This is a genomic window from Streptomyces sp. IBSNAI002, from assembly GCF_052244475.1.
In the GTDB taxonomy this organism is placed as follows: domain Bacteria; phylum Actinomycetota; class Actinomycetes; order Streptomycetales; family Streptomycetaceae; genus Streptomyces.
Genome location: NZ_JBQPXG010000002.1, coordinates 1 through 15,204, shown reverse-complemented (window position 1 = coordinate 15,204; position 15,204 = coordinate 1). Strand labels below are relative to the sequence as shown.

The window sequence follows — 15,204 nt, the reverse complement described above, 5'->3', positions numbered from 1 at the left end:
TCGCGCATTGAGCCGTTGGGCACTGTCACGTTATCGAGGCGTGGTCGTTTGATGGCGCGTCAGGGCGTGGTGAGGTGCCAGCGGTCTGCTGTTCAGGCTGTGGCGGGCATGCCGGTGGTGCCGGTGATCTGGTTCCAGATGGTGAAGCGGACTCTCATTTCGAGGGGGTGCCGGCCGGCGGTCATGAGGTGGCGGTGGGGTCGGAAGTGGGGTGAGATCCCGGTGAACGCGGACAGGAAGCGTTGCGCCCCGCGGACGCTGCGGAATCCTTTCATCGCGCGTTCCCGCTGCCTGGTGGGCTGGTGGGAGTTCTCCGCCCGGTTGTTCAATCCCTTGTGGGAGCGGTGCTCGACCGAGGGCATCACCTCCCGGTGCGCAGCCCCGTAGGAGCGGAGCTTGTCCGTGACGATCACCCTGGGCACCTGCCCGGTCGTGGTGAGGAGCCTGCGGAAGAAACGCCTGGCCGCGGCCTTGTCCCGCCGGTTCTGCACCAGGATGTCGAGCACGTTGCCGTCGGCGTCGACGGCACGCCACAAGTACCTCTGCACCCCGCGGATCTTGATGAAGACCTCGTCCAGGTGCCACTTATCGCCCGGCTGCGGGCGCCTGCGGCGCAGGGCGTTGGCGTAGGTCTGGCCGAACTTCAGGCACCACCGGCGGATGGTCTCGTGGGAGACGGTCACACCCCGCTCGAGCATCATCTCCTCCACCTCACGGAAGGAGAGCGGGAAGCGGAAGTACAGCCACACACAGTGGGAAATGATCTCTGTCGGGTAGCGGTGGTTCTTGTACGACGGCGACGCAGACGACACGAACCCCACCCCTCACGGACACCCACAACCCCAAGATCATCCCAGACCGCCCGAACAAGGTGACAGTGCCGTCCCAGATGGCCAGGCGTGGCGAATCCTTCCCCGAGGGTGAGAAGCGCGGGCGTACCACCTGGTACACACCCGCGAAGAACTCGAATCAGTCTTCGGATCAAACGAAGACACAGCGCCGACGAGGGAGCCGAATAGGGCGGCGGGTAGCGGCTTGCCCGGTAGCCCGCGGGGCAACCTTCCCGTTGTCCTGTTTTCCGGGGTTCTGGGATTTCGGTGGCGGTGGTGATCGTGAGCGTAGCCAGGCACCCCCGCCTCTCGGGGCGGGGGTGCCTGGCTTTGTCGCTTTTTGGCTCTTATCTGTTGCTTTGACCGCTGGTGGTCAGGGTTGGCGGAGGGTAGGGCTTGGCCCACAGCCGCTTGGAGGCCCCCCAGGGGCCCGTTCGGAGGCCGCTGAGGGGCTGCTGAGGGGGCTGGTGGGTGGTCACGGTCTCGAGGTCAGGTCGAGGGGTCCGCGTGGTGGGTGTCAGTCGATGCCAGCGGCGGTCGGGGGTTTTGTCTCAGTTGCCGGGTACGCATGCGTAGTAGGGCGGGGTGGAGGACGGGACTGAGTGCCACCCGGGTCCGCAGAGGTTGTCGCCCACGACGACGGTGTGGCTGATGCTGCCGAGTACGTGGCCTGAGCCGGATCCCATGTGGATGGCGCCGTGTCCGTTCTGCTGGTCGCCTCCGACCCAGTGGCTGCTCGTCGGGGGCGCCGGCTGGGGCTGGGGGGTGTCCGCGGCGAATACGGGTCCGGCGGCGAAGGCGGTGGCCAGGATCACGCTGGGCAGGGTCATGGCCAGCTTCGTCGAAAAGTTCACGCGCATGTCCTCACGAGGGTCGGACAGGCAGGCTTGGCAGCCCGCCCGGATCAGCCTTCAACCTTCCCCAAAACATCCGCAAACTGACAGTTAATCGGAAAAATGCCCCGAATGTCGTGGTGTTCCGGGCGGGTGGTCTTCCCGGCTGGGGCTGGTTCGGATTGGCCGGGGTCCGGGGGGCTGGGGGCTGGGTTGGGGGCGGGTACGGGACGGTGTGCGAAGGGCCAGGCGCCCGCGGGGGTTGGGGTGTCTGGCCCTTGCTGTTTTTTGGGTGGTTATCTGCTGTTTTGGCTGCTGTTTCGGGTTCTGGTGGTGTTAGTTGTTGCAGCCGGTGCCGGTGGTGGGGTTGGTGCAGGTGTTGGTGCCGGTGCCGCCGTTGTTGGTGTTTAGGCCGGGTCCGCCGTTGAGGGTGTCGTTGCCGGCTTCGCCGAAGTTCTGGTCTGCGTCGGTGCCGCCTTGGAGGGTGTCGTTGCCGTTGCCGCCGAAGATTTGGTCGGTGCCGGCGTCGCCGAAGAGCTGGTCGTTGCCGTTGTCGCCGCGGATTTGGTCGGGGCCGTTGCCGCCTTCGATGCGGTCGTCGCCGTTTTCGCCTCGGATTTGGTCGTTGCCGTCGCCTCCGCAGAGGAGGTCGTTGCCGGCGCGGCCGAAGATCTGGTCACCCCCGCCGTTACCGAAGATCGCGTCCATGCCGTCGGTCCCGACGAGCTGGTTACCGGCACCGTTGCCCTGGATGATGTTGTAGCCGCGCTGCTGCAGCACGGACACGGGCGTGGCGCAGGTGGAGACGGCGCCGGCGTTGACCTGCTGGTTGAGTACCGCGCTGGTGGACGCGGCATGCGTGGGGTCGCCGTTGTAGGTGGCGGTGATGGCGTGGGAGCCGACAGCCAGGGCACTGGTGGCGAAGGTGGCGGTGCCGGCGCCGGTCAGGGGGCTGGTGCCCAGGACGGTCGCGCCGTCCTTGAAGGTGACGGTGCCGGTGGGGGTGGTGGGGCCGTCGGTGACGGTGGCGGTGAAGGTGACGCTTTCCCCGAACGTGGAGGGGTTCAGCGAGGACAGCACGGTGGTGCTGGTGGTGGCTGCGTTGATGTGGAGGGTGAACTGGTGGGATGCCGTCTGTGCGGGGGTCGCACTGTCGGTCGCGGTGACGGTGAATGTGTAGTCGCCCGCAGTGGTGGGGGTACCGGTGATGGCGCCGGTGGCGGGGACCAGGGTGAGGCCGGTGGGGAGGGTGCCGTCGCTGAGGCTGTAGGTCAGTTCCCCGGTGCCGCCGGTGGTGCTGGTGACGGTGTCAGCGTTGTAGAGGGTGCCGATGGTGCCTACGGGCAGGTTGTCGGCCCAGGTCACTACCAGGGGGGCGGCGGGGATGGTGTAGGTGAGCTCGATCCGCGGGGTCGCGGTCAGTGCGGCGGTGGTGGCGGTGGCGGTGGCGACGTTGTCGCGGATATAGGACGAACCCGCGCCACCGCCGCCCGACGCAGTGTCTGAGTGTCCGCCGCTTGCGCCGCCGTAGTATCCGCCGCCACCGGCACCGGCGGTACCGATGTTTCCAGGGAAGGAGGCATCCCCGCCTTCGCCTAGCTGGCCGGGCTGTCCGGGGGCGTTGTCGCCCTGGCCGGGGCCGCCGGGTGTGCTGCCTCCTCCGCCCCCGCCGCTGGCCGGAGTGGGATCACCGCCGCCGAGCACCATGCCTCCTCCGCCCCCTCCTCCTGCCGTGTGAACGCCGGGATCGCCGCCGGCGCCTCCCGGATGCGTCGTACCGAGATCCCGGTTGAAGCCGATGCCTCCCTGACCGCCCCCTGTACCAAATCCACCGCCGGGAGAACCGCTGCTGCCGCCGCCTGATCCGATCCCACCGAGGCCATTGCCGTTCCCACCCGCCGAGTTCAATCCTGCTGCACCACCGCCGCCGGAAGCAGCCAAAAGGTAGCTGTCCACTGTGCAGTCGGTGCTGGTGCAGATGGTGGTGGCTCCTCCACCGGAAGCGCCCTCGGAGTGCAAGGCGCTTCCCCCGCCGTTGTATCCCCCTGTCTGGTCAGTGGGAAATGTCTCCTGGGGACGGTTCTGTCCGGGGGCTCCGACTCGGAGGGTGAGGGTCTGCGCGGGGGTGACGTTGAGTGTGCCGGTCACGGTTCCACCCGCGCCGCCGGGGCCGCGACCGTCTGGCACTGGGTCGCCGCCTTTGGCTCCGGTGGCTTCGGTGATGGTGAGGGTGGTGGTGCGGTCGGGGATGGTGAGGGTGAATTCGCCGCCGCCGGCGGCTCCGGTGGTGGGGGTGTTGTCGGGGTTGGTGAGGCCGGTGTAGGTGCAGGTGACGGTGGTGCTGCCGTCGGGGTTGGTGGTGTTGCCGGTCATGGTGACGGTGCCGCCCTTGGCGGTGGCTGCCCCGCAGGTGGGGGTGTCATCCGCCCAGGCGGGTGAGGCTGCGGGGAGTGCGAGGCCGGCGAGGAGGGCGAGGGCGGCGGCGAGGGTCTGGGTGCGTACGCGGCGTGCGGTGGTGCGGGCGGGGGCGGTAGCCATCGAAAATTGTGTCCTTTGTCCCGTGCTGCATTTTGTGCCTGTTTGTTCTGCCGGTGGGTAGTCTCCAGCCGTTCTGGGGGCGGGTGTTGTGTGCCACACGGTGCTGTCACCTTCCTGGCAGGCAGCGGATCGCCTGAGGCGGCTGCCAGGCGGTCGAAGAGGCCGGATCCGCGCCGTGGCGGGGCGGCGCGGTATCGGCGGGTCAGGCAATTCACGCCGGCACCCGGCTGGCGATTACCAACCGTGAAATCAGGGCGAACGAGCGGCCCCTATCCCGTCGTTCGAAGACAGGCGGGTCATTGGACATCGTCAAGACCATCCTCGAAGACGACGAAACGACGCTCACCGATACATCCTCCCGACGCCGCCAGGCACAGCAGACCCTCACCGACCCCGTCGCGGAAGTCGAAGAGGAGTTTGAGGAGGAGACGGGGCCGGAGCGAGCCGGCGTCGACTTGGACGACTACCTGCTGACCCCCGCCGCACAGACCAGCGGCAGGAAAGAAGGCTGGGACTTCGACATGCCCGACACCGTCATCGACAGCCGGCACTACGAAGCAGTGCACGCCGCGAGAAGCGGCCGGTACGCCGAAGCATCCGAGCTGGCCGTGATCGGCGAAGCCCAGGACATCCGCGCCTACGGCATCAACTCCAGCGAAGCCCTGTCGTGGCTCTCGACCCGCGCCGTGGTCGCGGAGCTTGGCGGAAGGCCCGACACGGCCACCCAGCTACGGGCTACCGTCACCCGCATGGGCGGAGACATCGAGTGGTGGGACAAAGAACCCGTGGACAGGAGCAGGCCACAGGCAGAGCACCGGGATCCCCTGCCCCCCAACCCCACGCAGAACATGGAGGGGGCGGAACCCACCGGGAAGCGCCGGCGACCCTGGCTCTTCGCGGCCGTAGTCGCCGCACTGGCCCTCACCACCGTCGGCGTATGGCATAAAGCCGAGACTGACAGGAAAGACGAGGCAAGGCAGCAGAAAGTAGCCGCCTACAAAGGGACATCGGGCGGCAAGCTGACGATTGACGACGTCGAGGCGGACGTGCTCGCGCGGTGGACCCGGGATCACGACCACGTCATCGTGGAACTGCGGACGTACTTCGACCCCGATGCCAAATACCTGCGTATCGAGGCCGCGGGGGCGAATGCCTCCAGTACTCGCGGGGAGGACCGGTACACGAGGAGCCCCGAGCTTGAGTTGCCGGTGACCGACCCCCTGGCTGATGTGACGGTGCGGATAGAGATCGGCGGGAAGAACTGGAAGCAAGGGGAGAAGGGGACGTTCCGCACGATCCGCCTGTCCCCTACAGGGGAGGCATTCGACGCGGACACTGGTAACAAGCTCCCCCGCGCCGTTTGACGGACCCTCCTCCGCACACCACAAGAGGCCAGATACTGCTGCCTTACAGGGGTTTCTGGGGGGCTTGCCACGAAAGTACGGAAGGGGGCTGTCGGCTTCCCGCGGTAACGGCAGATGGGTGATCCCCGTGCGCCCCATCCAACACGATCTAACCGGGACGGTGCAGAATCCGGTCCCCTGCCCTGGACACAACGGAGCCCCAGCCCACTTTCGTGATTGGCCTGTGGGCTGGGGCTCCTTCTGTGGGCTATGCGTCTCTCAGGAGGCCGGCGGCTACCTGCTGGAGGATGACTGCCAGTGAGGTTCGGTCATGTGCGGGAAGTTTCCCTCTCATGTCCGTGATGACGGCTTCCACTCCGCTGCTTCGGTGGAAGTAGCGGAGCATGAATGCGCTCCGCTGCTCTGGAGTAAGCCTCTGCAAGGCGGCATCCATCACGGCGGCGCCATCGTGCCAGGGGAGTACACCGGCAGGGGTGCTCTCCGCTGGTGCTGGGGTCGGCCGGGGCTCAGGGACACGGCCGATCGCGTGACTCTCCTGAGTCGTCACAACGGTCGCTGGACCACTGCTGCTCGTGTCCGTGTCGAGCGAGGGTTTCAAAACCGGGTTTTGAACTGGCGCCGCTGCCGCGGCAGGCGAGCGCTTGCGTGGAGCTCGAGGCTGCTGAGCCTTGCGGATCTCTTCGGCCGCGACAGCCTTCTGCTGCTCAGGGTCCTCGATCTTGGCGATGCGTTCCGCTGTCTTGACCTTGAGCTGCTTGGTGTCGACGGCCTCGCCCAGTTCGGGAGTGAGGTTGAGCAGGCTGAGCCGGTTGGAGACGTACATCTGGGACTTGCCGATGCGCTCGGCGACCTTCTCCTGCGAGCTGTGTCGCTCAACCATCCGCTGGAGGAACTCTGCCTCCTTGTAGGGGGCGATGTTCTTGCGGTGGATGTTCTCGATGACTACAGCCTCGTCGACCTTGTCGTCGTCTCCGCTGGCCAATCGGTCCCGCACCCGGATCTCGAACTTGGTCCAGCCGAGCTGCTTGGCTGCGTGGAATCGGCGGTTGCCCAGGATGACAATCCACTCGGCATCTCCAACGCGGGTGCGGTGCTCGGGCTTGGTACGGAGGAACGCTTCACGGGACATGGCCACGGCGGGCTGGAGTTGACCGACGGACTTCATGGACTCCTTGAGTTCTCGGAACTCAGGGTCTTCGTCTGTGTAGTCGGGGTCGGTGCGCGGGTTGTCCGGGTTGCCGACGAGCGTGTGCATGTACACCGTGGTCGGTGGAGCCTCGGGCTTGGCGGCGTCACTGGCGGTGGTTTGCTTGCTGCCGGGCTTGCCCGAACCCTCGAGAAGGTCCGCCCAGGGCTTCTTTGCGGCGGCCATCAGCGGCGGTCCTTCTTACCGGCCCCAAGTTCCAGGGCGAGCTGGTAGAAGTCTTCGCGTGCCTCCATGGCGACCCTGTTCTTCTTGTACTGGGTCACGACGGTGCCTTCCAGTGCCGCCCGGGTGTGGACCTTGTAGTGGCGGACCACGGTGTTGGCGAGGTTCCAGCCCTGCGCGCGGATGAAGTCCTTGGTCTGATCCAGGTCGGCTTCTCCGTCGCGCGGGTCCCAGTTGTTGATGACGACGAGGTAGGGGATGCCGAGCGGCTTGACCACTTCCTCAATGGTGTCACGTGTGGGCATGAAGCCGAGCGGCTCGGGCTCGATGGGGACGATGATGTCGTCGGCGTTGGCCAGCACCGCTCGCATTGCGTCGGCTGCGGTGCTCTGGCCGAACGGGTCGCCGGCTTCTTCCTTCTCGTCCTCGGGCAGGTCCATCCAGCCGGGGGTGTCGATGAAGGCGTGCCTGACCTTCCGGGACTTCTTGAGTTGAGAGAAGAGCTCCAGATCGTCTCTGGAGTTGATCTGCTCGAAGGAGAAGGGGAGGTCGTCGCCGACGCGCTGTGACCACCAAGTGGTGGAGCCCTGGGGGTCAGCGGAGACTGCGGCGACGTAGTCAGGGTCGCCTTCGGGGGATGCGCCCAGTACGTGGGCGGTGATGGCCGCAGTGTTCACAGTGAGAGTCGACTTTCCGACTCCACCCTTGCGGTTGATGAGCGCGGTGATCCGTGCCATAGGTGGTGCTCCTGATGCTCCGTATGCTTCCCGGCCCAGGTGGGCCGGTACTAGCGGACCGGGACAGGATGCCACGTATGACCTCCCTGCCAACGACTCCTCGGCGGGTCCGTTCAAAACCGGGTTTTGAAACGCCAGGCTGAGCGGGGGCACCTCGGCGGGAAGGCACGGCTTTCAAAACCGGGTTTTGAAAACGCTTCGGGCGAACGACCGGGGCTTGTACCCCGGGCGGCGGTTGGTGAAGTCGGCCGCCCCATCGGGCGGTCCCAGGGCACCGAGTCTTCCGGCCGTACAACGGCGCAACCAGCTAGGTAGCTTCAGAAGCACGAATAGGCCCGCACCTCCAGCTTGCGCCGGGGGTGCGGGCCTATATGGCCCCCGCAGGCACTGTCACCTTGTTCGGCGGTCTGGGATGATCTTGGGGTTGTGGGTGTCCGGTGAGGGGTGGGGTCCGTGTCGTCTGCATCGCCGTCGTACAAGAACCACGGCACTGTCACATTGTCGGTGTCGGGGTGGGATGATCTTCAGGTTGGTCTGTCTGGGGAGGGGCCCGATCGTGTCGTCGAGGACGCCGTCCTATGCGAATCACCGCTACCCGGCCGAGGTCATCGCGCACTGTGTGTGGCTGTGCTTCCGTTTCCCGCTCTCCTTCCGTGAGGTCGAGGAGATGATGCTCGAACGGGGCGTCGTCGTCTCCTACGAGAGCATCCGGCGGTGGTGTCTGAAGTTCGGCCAGACCTACGCCAGCGCGCTGCGCCGTAGGCGCCCGCGGCCGGGCGATAAATGGCATCTGGACGAGGTCTTCGTCAAGATCCGCGGGGTGCAGAAGGTACTTGTGGCGGGCCGTCGACCAGGACGGCAACGTCCTGGACATCCTGGTCCAGAACCGTCGCGACAAGGCCGCGGCCACGCGTTTCTTCCGCCGGCTCCTCACCACCACCTGTCAGGTGCCCCGGGTGGTTGTCACGGACAAGCTCCGCTCTTACGGGGCTGCGCACCGGGCGGTGATGCCCTCGGTGGAACACCGCTCCCACAAGGGGTTGAGCAACCGGGCGGAGAACTCGCACCAGCCCACTCGGCAGCGTGAACGCGCGATGAAGGGATTCCGCACCGTCGGCGGAGCCCAGCGGTTCCTGTCCGCGTTCACCGGGATCTCACCGCACTTCCGGCCCCACCGGCACCTGATGACCGCCGACCGGTACCGCTTCGAAATGAGAGTCCGCTTCACCGTCTGGAACCAGATCACCGGCGCCACCGGCATGCCCGCCACAGCCTGAACAACGGACCGGCCAGCACCCCACCACGCCCTGACGCACCATCAAACGATCACGCCCTCGATAACGTGACAGTGCCGTCCCGCCTGATCTACCGGATCCGCGAGTACCGGGGCCGCACAGGCGAGCCGAAGGGCTTCGGCTGGCGCGACTTCCGAGACCTGCTCGTCCGCGCCCGGATCCAGCTCGGCGGCCCGATCGTCCTGGTCTGGGACAACGTCAGCCTCCATTTGACCAAGCCGCTGCGGGAGTTCATCGCCGCGAACGCCGACTGGCTCACCGTCTTCCAGCTGCCCACCTATGCGCCGGACCTCAACCCCCAAGAAGGAGTGTGGTCGCTGGTCAAACGCGACATCGGCAACCTCGCCGCAGCCGACCTCAACCAGATCACCCGGGCCGTGAAGCACCGGCTCAAACAGATCCAGCACCACCCAGACCTCATCGACGGCTGCCTCGCCGGCACCGGCCTGATCATCGACGGTTGACCGACATCACGCATTCAATTTCAGTAGCGATCACCGGCTACGAAAATCTTGTAAGAGCCGTTCCTTTTACAGGCCCCCTTTTCACGGTCCCGCGATGCTCAAAATCCAGGGGTTGCTTTGTGTGCCCTGCCCGCTGGAAATGGTGCAGGCTCCCTGCTGCTGGCAACTCGGCACACCTGCTGATGACACAGTCACAGTGTAAAAGGCATTGCCGACAAGGGAGATTGAGGCAGTTGTTCCGGGCGTCCAGGCGAAGAAGTTGGAACTATCAGTTTCGCCCGCCATGATCTCCACCGGAAGTCCAGGCGCGCTTACCCACGGCCCCGAATAAGAATAAATGATCAGCTCATCGCTTGTCATGTTTTGAATATTGAAGTAATTTGTTGTGGCTGGAGCGGTAATTCCACTTGTGGTAACGCTGTGCCCCTGTCCGGTGGTGGCGTTGTGGCCGTATTTGATGTTGCCGCAGGCGTTGTGGTTGTGGTCGCCCTTAACTTCGATGACGCAGAGTTTCCCCCCGTCCTTGTTGTCACGGTTGTTGTCGGCGTGTGCGGTGGTGCCGAGGCCGGTGAGGGCGAGGAGGGCTGTGGCGATGGCGAGTGCCGGGTGCCTATAGCGCATCCCGTTTCTCCTTTTTGGCGGTGAGTGTGGTGTTTGTATTTTGTGGGTGTGTGGGTGTGTGGGGGGGGGAGGCGGGCCGTGGTGTGGTTCGGTTGGGTGTATTGGTGGAGTGTCACGATTCCAGTCTTAATCCGGCAGTTGAACTGAAGCACACAGCCTGTACCGGTCTCATCGTGAACCTTGGGAAAGCTGTCCCTGTCCCAAGCTGCTTGTCAGCCGGCTGACAGGAATCGGCATACGGACGACAGTGGACTTCGGTCACCTGCCCGCGGAGCGGGCTGGTCCTGGAGGCGGAGCCGGAAGGGCGTTGTCACATTGTTGGCGGCATGATCTTTTGATGGTGCATCAGGGTGCGCTGAGGCCCGGTGGTGGGCGTGCTTCAGGCCGTGGCGGGCATGCCTATGGCGCTGGTGATCTGGTTCCAGACGGTGAAGCGGACCGCCATCTCGAAGCGGTACCGGCGGGCGGTCATCAGATGGCGGTGGGGCCGGAAGTGGGGTGAGATCCCGGTGAACGCGGACAGGAACCGCTGCGCTCCGCCGGGGCTGCGGAAGGTGAGGGGCCCCGCGTTTTCCGGACAGCTGCTAATTAGCAAATTCAGGCTGCGAGCTGCTGGTTCAGGTACTCGTCGTGGACCTCTCGTGGGGTCCGGTACCCGAGTCCCGAGTGACGGCGCTTCGTATTGTAGCGGACCTCTATGTAGCGGGCGATGTCGCGGTAGGCGTGTTCTCGGGTGGGGTATACGGTCCGGTGGACACGTTCATTTTTCAGGGTCGCGAAGAATGATTCCGCCATGGCATTGTCGTAGCAGATCCCGGTCCGGCCAACGGATTGCCGGATTCTTAGCCCGGTCAGTGTATTGGCGAACTGGGTCGAGGTGTAATTGCTGCCGCGGTCCGAGTGAAAGATGGCGTCTTCGGCGAGTGGGTGGTTGCGTGCTGCCATTTTGATGGCTGCTTCGATAAGTGGGGTCTTGTAGTTGTCGTCCATGGCCCACCCGATGACGGCTTTGGTGTGGCAGTCGATGACGGTGGCGAGGAATACCCAGCCTTCCCAGGTTGGAATGTATGTGATGTCGCCGACCATTTTGCGGCCGGGTGCGTCGGCGGTGAAGTCGCGGTTCACGAGGTCAGGGATCGGGCCGGCGGAGCCGTCGTTCTCGGTGAGGCTGTGGCGCCACGGTCGTGGCTGACACGCCTGGAGGTCCAGTTCCCGCATGAGGTCACGCACGAGCTCGGGTCCGCAGGGGACGCCCCACGCGGACAGGTCGGCGTGGACCCGACGGTAGCCGTAGGTTTCGTCAGAATCCTCGAACGACTTGGTGATCAGCAATTTCAGATCCTCCCGTCGCCGGGCAGTCGCTGAAATCGGCCTGCTCCGCCATTCGTAGAAGCCGGAGCGGGATACTTCCAGCCAGTCGCACATCTTGGCAACCGGCACCGTGTCTTCAGTGTTCGTGGTAAATATTGCGTACTCTGCATCGATGAACTCGAACTTGTCGCTCACCGAGGGTCCTTGGCGAAGTACGCTGCAACTTTTTCCAGGAAAGCGACTTTCTGTCGCAGCTCGCGCAATTCTCGTTCCTGCTCCCGCAGGCGGGCGCGCTCGTCGAGCGTGAGTTCCGGCTCCTCGCCATCATGCTCACGACGGTATGCGTTGACCCAGTTTCCCAGAGTTCCTTCAACGAGTCCGAGTTCCCGGGCGACCTGGGCGACCGGACGCGACGTCTCGATCACCATCTTCACGGCCTCTTCCCGATACTCCGGGCTAAATTTCCTGCGTTTCTGCGACAACCGACTTCCCTTTCCGAGTGGTCCCACCGTAGTGGGACCACTGTCCGGAAGGTTCGGGGCGCCTCAAACCCCTTCATGGACCTGGAACAGGCACAGTTGGTGGGCACCGACACCCTGCTGACCACACGCGACACATCGAAGCCGTCATCGACGCCAAGGCCATGATGGGCGTCTACGGACCCGCCGGATCCGGAAAAACGATGTCGGTCAACTCCGCGCTGCGCCTACCGGGCCATCGCGCCAACTGGCGGACTATTTGAATTTACAGCTATTGCGTCCGTATCGGAAGGTGGGCCGTTGGCTAGCTGCCCATTCGACGCAAATCCCAACACCGCATTTTCGTGCACCTGGGTTTCTGCAAGCGGGCCAGGGACCTACGAAGGGGCTGTCTCCTTCACAGTCACGGCAGCTGTAGTTCTTGATCGCTGTTGCGTCGGTGCTGGTCAGCGGTGGTGGGGGTGCTTGTAGGCATGGGTGCGGCCACCATGATCATGGCGGTTTGTGAAGACTCGACAGGATCAGGTGGCCGTGGAAGCCACGGTAGCCGAGCTGGCATGGGCGACGGTGCTTGGGGCGGCGTGCGGGCAGATCGCGGACTGCTTCGAGCGCCCGGGGCCGCGTGCTCTGGCCGGGGAGATGTGCGAGGCGCTGCTCATGGAGCTGGACACCCGCAACTGCTGGACCCTGGCCGAGGCGCTGGGGCACCGTGGTCCCCATCGGCTGCAGCACTTCCTGTCCCGCGCGATGGTCGACCATGACACCGCCCGGGACCGGATCGCAGCCTGGACAGCAGGTGAACTCGCTGCCCCGGACGCGGTGTTGATCGTGGACGAGACCGGCGATGAGAAGTCCTCCACCGACTGCGTCGGGGCAGCCCACCAGTACTCCGGGGCCCTCGGCGGCATCGGTCTGTGCCAGGTCGCCGTCCACCTCACCTACGCAAGCCGGCACGGACACGCCCCCATCGACCGGACCTTGTACTTCAGCAGGGAGTGGACCGCGGACGAGGAACGCCGGCTGCTCACCCATGTCCCCGACGACCTCGCCTTCGCCACCAAGCCCCAGCTCGCCGCCGACATGCTCACCCGCGCCCGGGGCCTGGGCATACCGGCCCGGTGGCTGGCCGGCGACGAGGTCTACGGCAGTCGCGAACTGCGACTTACTGCCCGCGCCCTCGGTTTCGACTATGCCCTCGCCGTCCGCTGCGACCACCGAGTGGACACAGCCATCGGCCGCATGAGCGTCACCGACCTGGCCACCCGCGTCCCGAGGAAGAACTGGATGCGCCTACGCACCGGCCAAGGCCTGAAAGGCGACCGCCACTACGACTGGGCCATGCTCGACATCCACCCCGACGACACCCCCGACGACCAAGAGCCGGGGCGCTCCTTTGTGCTCGTGCGCCGCCACCGCTATACCCGCGAGCTCTCCTTCTACCGCTGCCACTCGGCCCGCCCCGTCACCCTGGCCGATCTTGTGGACGTGGTGTGCTGCCGATGGCGAGTGGAAGAAGACTTCCAGCTCGCCAAGGGCATCTGCGGCCTCGACCAGGGCCAGACCACCTGCTGGAACTCCTGGATGCGCTGGACCCTGATCAGCATGCTCGCCACCGCCGTCCTCGCGATCACCCGCGCCCGCACCACTGTGAACGCAGCCGGAACCACAGACACCAAACTCGTCCCGGCCAGCGCCCGCGAACTCCTGCGCCTACTACGGATCACCGCGCTGCCCCAGCCCCGCCGCGATCGCGACCACCTGCTGCACTGGTCCACCTGGCGCCGTCACCATCAGTTCCAGGCAGCCGAGGCCCACCGTCGCTGGAACAACATCACAGCCGCCGAAACGACGTGACCAGCGACGATGACCCAACGATCACGGAACTACAGCTGCCGTGACAGTTACAGGCCCTTGACCTCGATCTTTCTTGACGGTCCACCGCCTGGTTCGGCGGGCCGTTTCGGTTGTCGGGCGGGACTGGTAATTGAGCCTTTTCAGAGTGGACACCGATCGGGTGACGGCCTGACCCGTGAAGGCGAGGACCACTAGCAGCCTCACCTGCTGGCGACGACTCAAGAACCACCGGCCATGATCCTGTTACGAGCTCTCATGGGAGTGAATTTGCCTTGCCTTTCAGCGCTGCGTCCCGCCCGAATGGACAGCGGCACGTCAAAATCTTGAGGTCGCCAACAAGTTTGGATGAGAGGCACCCCCATGCGTTACGCTCGCCGCTCCCTCGCCGCTGCTGCCGCAGTTCTTGCCAGCGGTCTCTGTCTGGCTGGCAGTGCTCAGGCAGAGAACAACGACGGCCACGACAACACCCCCGTCAACTGCAACATCAACACCACCGGCACCCACGCCATCAGCGCCTGCCGTGACATCAGCATCGGTGACCACGGCACCATTGGCGCCGGCCACAACGTCGTCTCGCCGGCGTCCCTCACCGCGCCCCAGAATGTAGTCGTCGTGCCTCTCTTCACCGGCACGGACCCCGCCGGACAGGCGCAGGTGGCCATCAACACAGGCTGCCCGAACGATCACCCGTTCATCGCTGAGAGCGTCGGTGGAAACGTCGGCGTCCGCGGCGTCAACTTCATCGCGCCAGCGGGTACGACGGTGAACAGCCTCACGACAGATGGCAGGGGTTTCCCCACTTCCATCACCTACACGACGCCGGGTGGCTACGCAGAGCTGGACCTCTACTGCGCCACCACTCCGGCGGGTTAAGCTAACCGCGATCTCTCGTGACGGCCCGTCGAGCTCCTCGGTGATGGCGATTCCTGGAAACGGCCAGGGCTACTCCTCTCCCCACTTGATCCGGTTCTCAAGCGAGGGGGGACGTTCGGAGAGCAGCACGGTGTCGATGAGCCGGGGCCGCCCTCCTGGCGCCCAGCCGCAGATCAGCGCGAGTCTGCCTGGGGAGTCAAGCCGAGCAACTCTGAGGCCACCCCGAGTACCGGGCGGGGAAATCCAAATAGCCCCATCAACCGCGCCCCTGTGGCTGCATGAGGACATCCTCGAGGCAGCCTGGGCCCTCGGGAACACCGGCGCGGACAACACCCGGGCCGAACAGCGGGCCTACCGCGCCTTTCCGTCGCCATCGAGGTAAGCCCGCCGCCGGCCCAATCAGCCCGGCTCGGGCTTCTTCCTTTGCCCCGCAGGGGCGGGCCCCCGGCGCGAAGCGCCTTCAAAGGGGCCCGGGAGCGGAGCGACCTGCCCGGAGGGCAGCCAGCCCGCCCGTGCCCGAAGGGCACATAGGGGGCGGGCCAGCCCGCAGGGCTGTCGATTGCGCCGCGCAGGTCATGCGGGAGGGGCGGCGCAGTGGCCGCCCCTCTTTCACCTATGCGGCTGTACGGGGGCTCT

10 protein-coding genes and 3 pseudogenes are annotated in these 15,204 nt (G+C 65.4%); 5 read left to right on the top strand and 8 right to left on the bottom strand.

What is annotated here, in order from left to right; genetic code table 11:
- Nucleotides 1-92 precede the first annotated feature (92 nt).
- From ACTVZO_RS00245 to ACTVZO_RS00235, 3 genes are all read right to left on the bottom strand, one after another.
- On the bottom strand, nucleotides 93-812 hold the full coding sequence (locus ACTVZO_RS00245) for an IS6 family transposase (protein WP_443296334.1): 720 nt from the start codon (nucleotides 810-812) through the stop codon (nucleotides 93-95).
- Nucleotides 813-1,381: 569 nt separating this feature from the next.
- Complete coding sequence (locus ACTVZO_RS00240; protein ID WP_443296333.1) at nucleotides 1,382-1,684, bottom strand: hypothetical protein; 303 nt, start codon at nucleotides 1,682-1,684, stop codon at nucleotides 1,382-1,384.
- Nucleotides 1,685-1,999: 315 nt separating this feature from the next.
- Nucleotides 2,000-4,201 (bottom strand): Ig-like domain repeat protein, encoded by a 2,202-nt coding sequence (locus tag ACTVZO_RS00235; RefSeq protein ID WP_443296332.1) that lies wholly within the window; start codon nucleotides 4,199-4,201, stop codon nucleotides 2,000-2,002.
- 299 nt (nucleotides 4,202-4,500) lie between these two features.
- Here ACTVZO_RS00235 and ACTVZO_RS00230 point away from each other — a divergent pair, with 299 nt between their 5' ends.
- The gene (locus tag ACTVZO_RS00230) at nucleotides 4,501-5,565 is read left to right on the top strand and encodes a hypothetical protein (protein WP_443296331.1); all 1,065 of its coding nucleotides are present in this window, start codon (nucleotides 4,501-4,503) and stop codon (nucleotides 5,563-5,565) included.
- A gap of 247 nt (nucleotides 5,566-5,812) precedes the next feature.
- Here ACTVZO_RS00230 and ACTVZO_RS00225 read toward each other — a convergent pair whose 3' ends face one another.
- Nucleotides 5,813-6,937 (bottom strand): ParB/RepB/Spo0J family partition protein, encoded by a 1,125-nt coding sequence (locus ACTVZO_RS00225; RefSeq protein WP_443296330.1) that lies wholly within the window; start codon nucleotides 6,935-6,937, stop codon nucleotides 5,813-5,815.
- Nucleotides 6,937-7,671, bottom strand: coding sequence for a ParA family protein (locus ACTVZO_RS00220; RefSeq protein WP_443296329.1), 735 nt, complete (start codon nucleotides 7,669-7,671; stop codon nucleotides 6,937-6,939). The genes ACTVZO_RS00225 and ACTVZO_RS00220 overlap by 1 nt, the downstream gene beginning before the upstream one ends.
- 517 nt (nucleotides 7,672-8,188) lie before the next feature.
- On the opposite strand from ACTVZO_RS00220, the pseudogene ACTVZO_RS00215 reads away from it, so the two are divergent.
- Nucleotides 8,189-8,948 (top strand): annotated as a pseudogene (locus ACTVZO_RS00215) (IS6 family transposase).
- A 77-nt stretch (nucleotides 8,949-9,025) separates the two neighbouring features.
- Nucleotides 9,026-9,430: pseudogene (locus ACTVZO_RS00210) on the top strand (transposase); the annotation flags it as partial.
- Nucleotides 9,431-9,511: 81 nt separating this feature from the next.
- Here ACTVZO_RS00210 and ACTVZO_RS00205 read toward each other — a convergent pair.
- The 3 genes and pseudogenes from ACTVZO_RS00205 to ACTVZO_RS00195 form a co-directional block, all read right to left on the bottom strand.
- The gene (locus tag ACTVZO_RS00205; protein WP_443296328.1) at nucleotides 9,512-10,051 is read right to left on the bottom strand and encodes a hypothetical protein; all 540 of its coding nucleotides are present in this window, start codon (nucleotides 10,049-10,051) and stop codon (nucleotides 9,512-9,514) included.
- 379 nt (nucleotides 10,052-10,430) lie between these two features.
- Nucleotides 10,431-10,604: pseudogene (locus tag ACTVZO_RS00200) on the bottom strand (IS6 family transposase); the annotation flags it as partial.
- A gap of 44 nt (nucleotides 10,605-10,648) precedes the next feature.
- Nucleotides 10,649-11,844, bottom strand: a protein-coding gene (locus ACTVZO_RS00195) for an IS3 family transposase (RefSeq protein ID WP_443296327.1) whose coding sequence is annotated in 2 segments (ribosomal slippage) — nucleotides 10,649-11,592 and nucleotides 11,592-11,844 — 1,197 coding nt in all. Because the reading frame shifts where the segments join, the coding sequence is not laid out codon by codon here.
- Nucleotides 11,845-12,345: 501 nt separating this feature from the next.
- On the opposite strand from ACTVZO_RS00195, the gene ACTVZO_RS00190 reads away from it, so the two are divergent.
- Together ACTVZO_RS00190 and ACTVZO_RS00185 are read left to right on the top strand one after the other, a co-directional pair.
- The gene (locus ACTVZO_RS00190; RefSeq protein ID WP_443296326.1) at nucleotides 12,346-13,695 is read left to right on the top strand and encodes an IS701 family transposase; all 1,350 of its coding nucleotides are present in this window, start codon (nucleotides 12,346-12,348) and stop codon (nucleotides 13,693-13,695) included.
- A gap of 360 nt (nucleotides 13,696-14,055) precedes the next feature.
- Nucleotides 14,056-14,568 (top strand): hypothetical protein, encoded by a 513-nt coding sequence (locus tag ACTVZO_RS00185; protein WP_443296325.1) that lies wholly within the window; start codon nucleotides 14,056-14,058, stop codon nucleotides 14,566-14,568.
- Nucleotides 14,569-15,204 lie beyond the last annotated feature (636 nt).

Coding starts and splice junctions, on each gene's coding strand:
- ACTVZO_RS00235 (WP_443296332.1), bottom strand. CDS start 4,201: ATGGCTACCGCCCCCGCCCGCACCACCGCACGCCGCGTACGCACCCAG.
- ACTVZO_RS00225 (WP_443296330.1), bottom strand. CDS start 6,937: ATGGCCGCCGCAAAGAAGCCCTGGGCGGACCTTCTCGAGGGTTCGGGC.
- ACTVZO_RS00220 (WP_443296329.1), bottom strand. CDS start 7,671: ATGGCACGGATCACCGCGCTCATCAACCGCAAGGGTGGAGTCGGAAAG.
- ACTVZO_RS00205 (WP_443296328.1), bottom strand. CDS start 10,051: ATGCGCTATAGGCACCCGGCACTCGCCATCGCCACAGCCCTCCTCGCC.
- ACTVZO_RS00185 (WP_443296325.1), top strand. CDS start 14,056: ATGCGTTACGCTCGCCGCTCCCTCGCCGCTGCTGCCGCAGTTCTTGCC.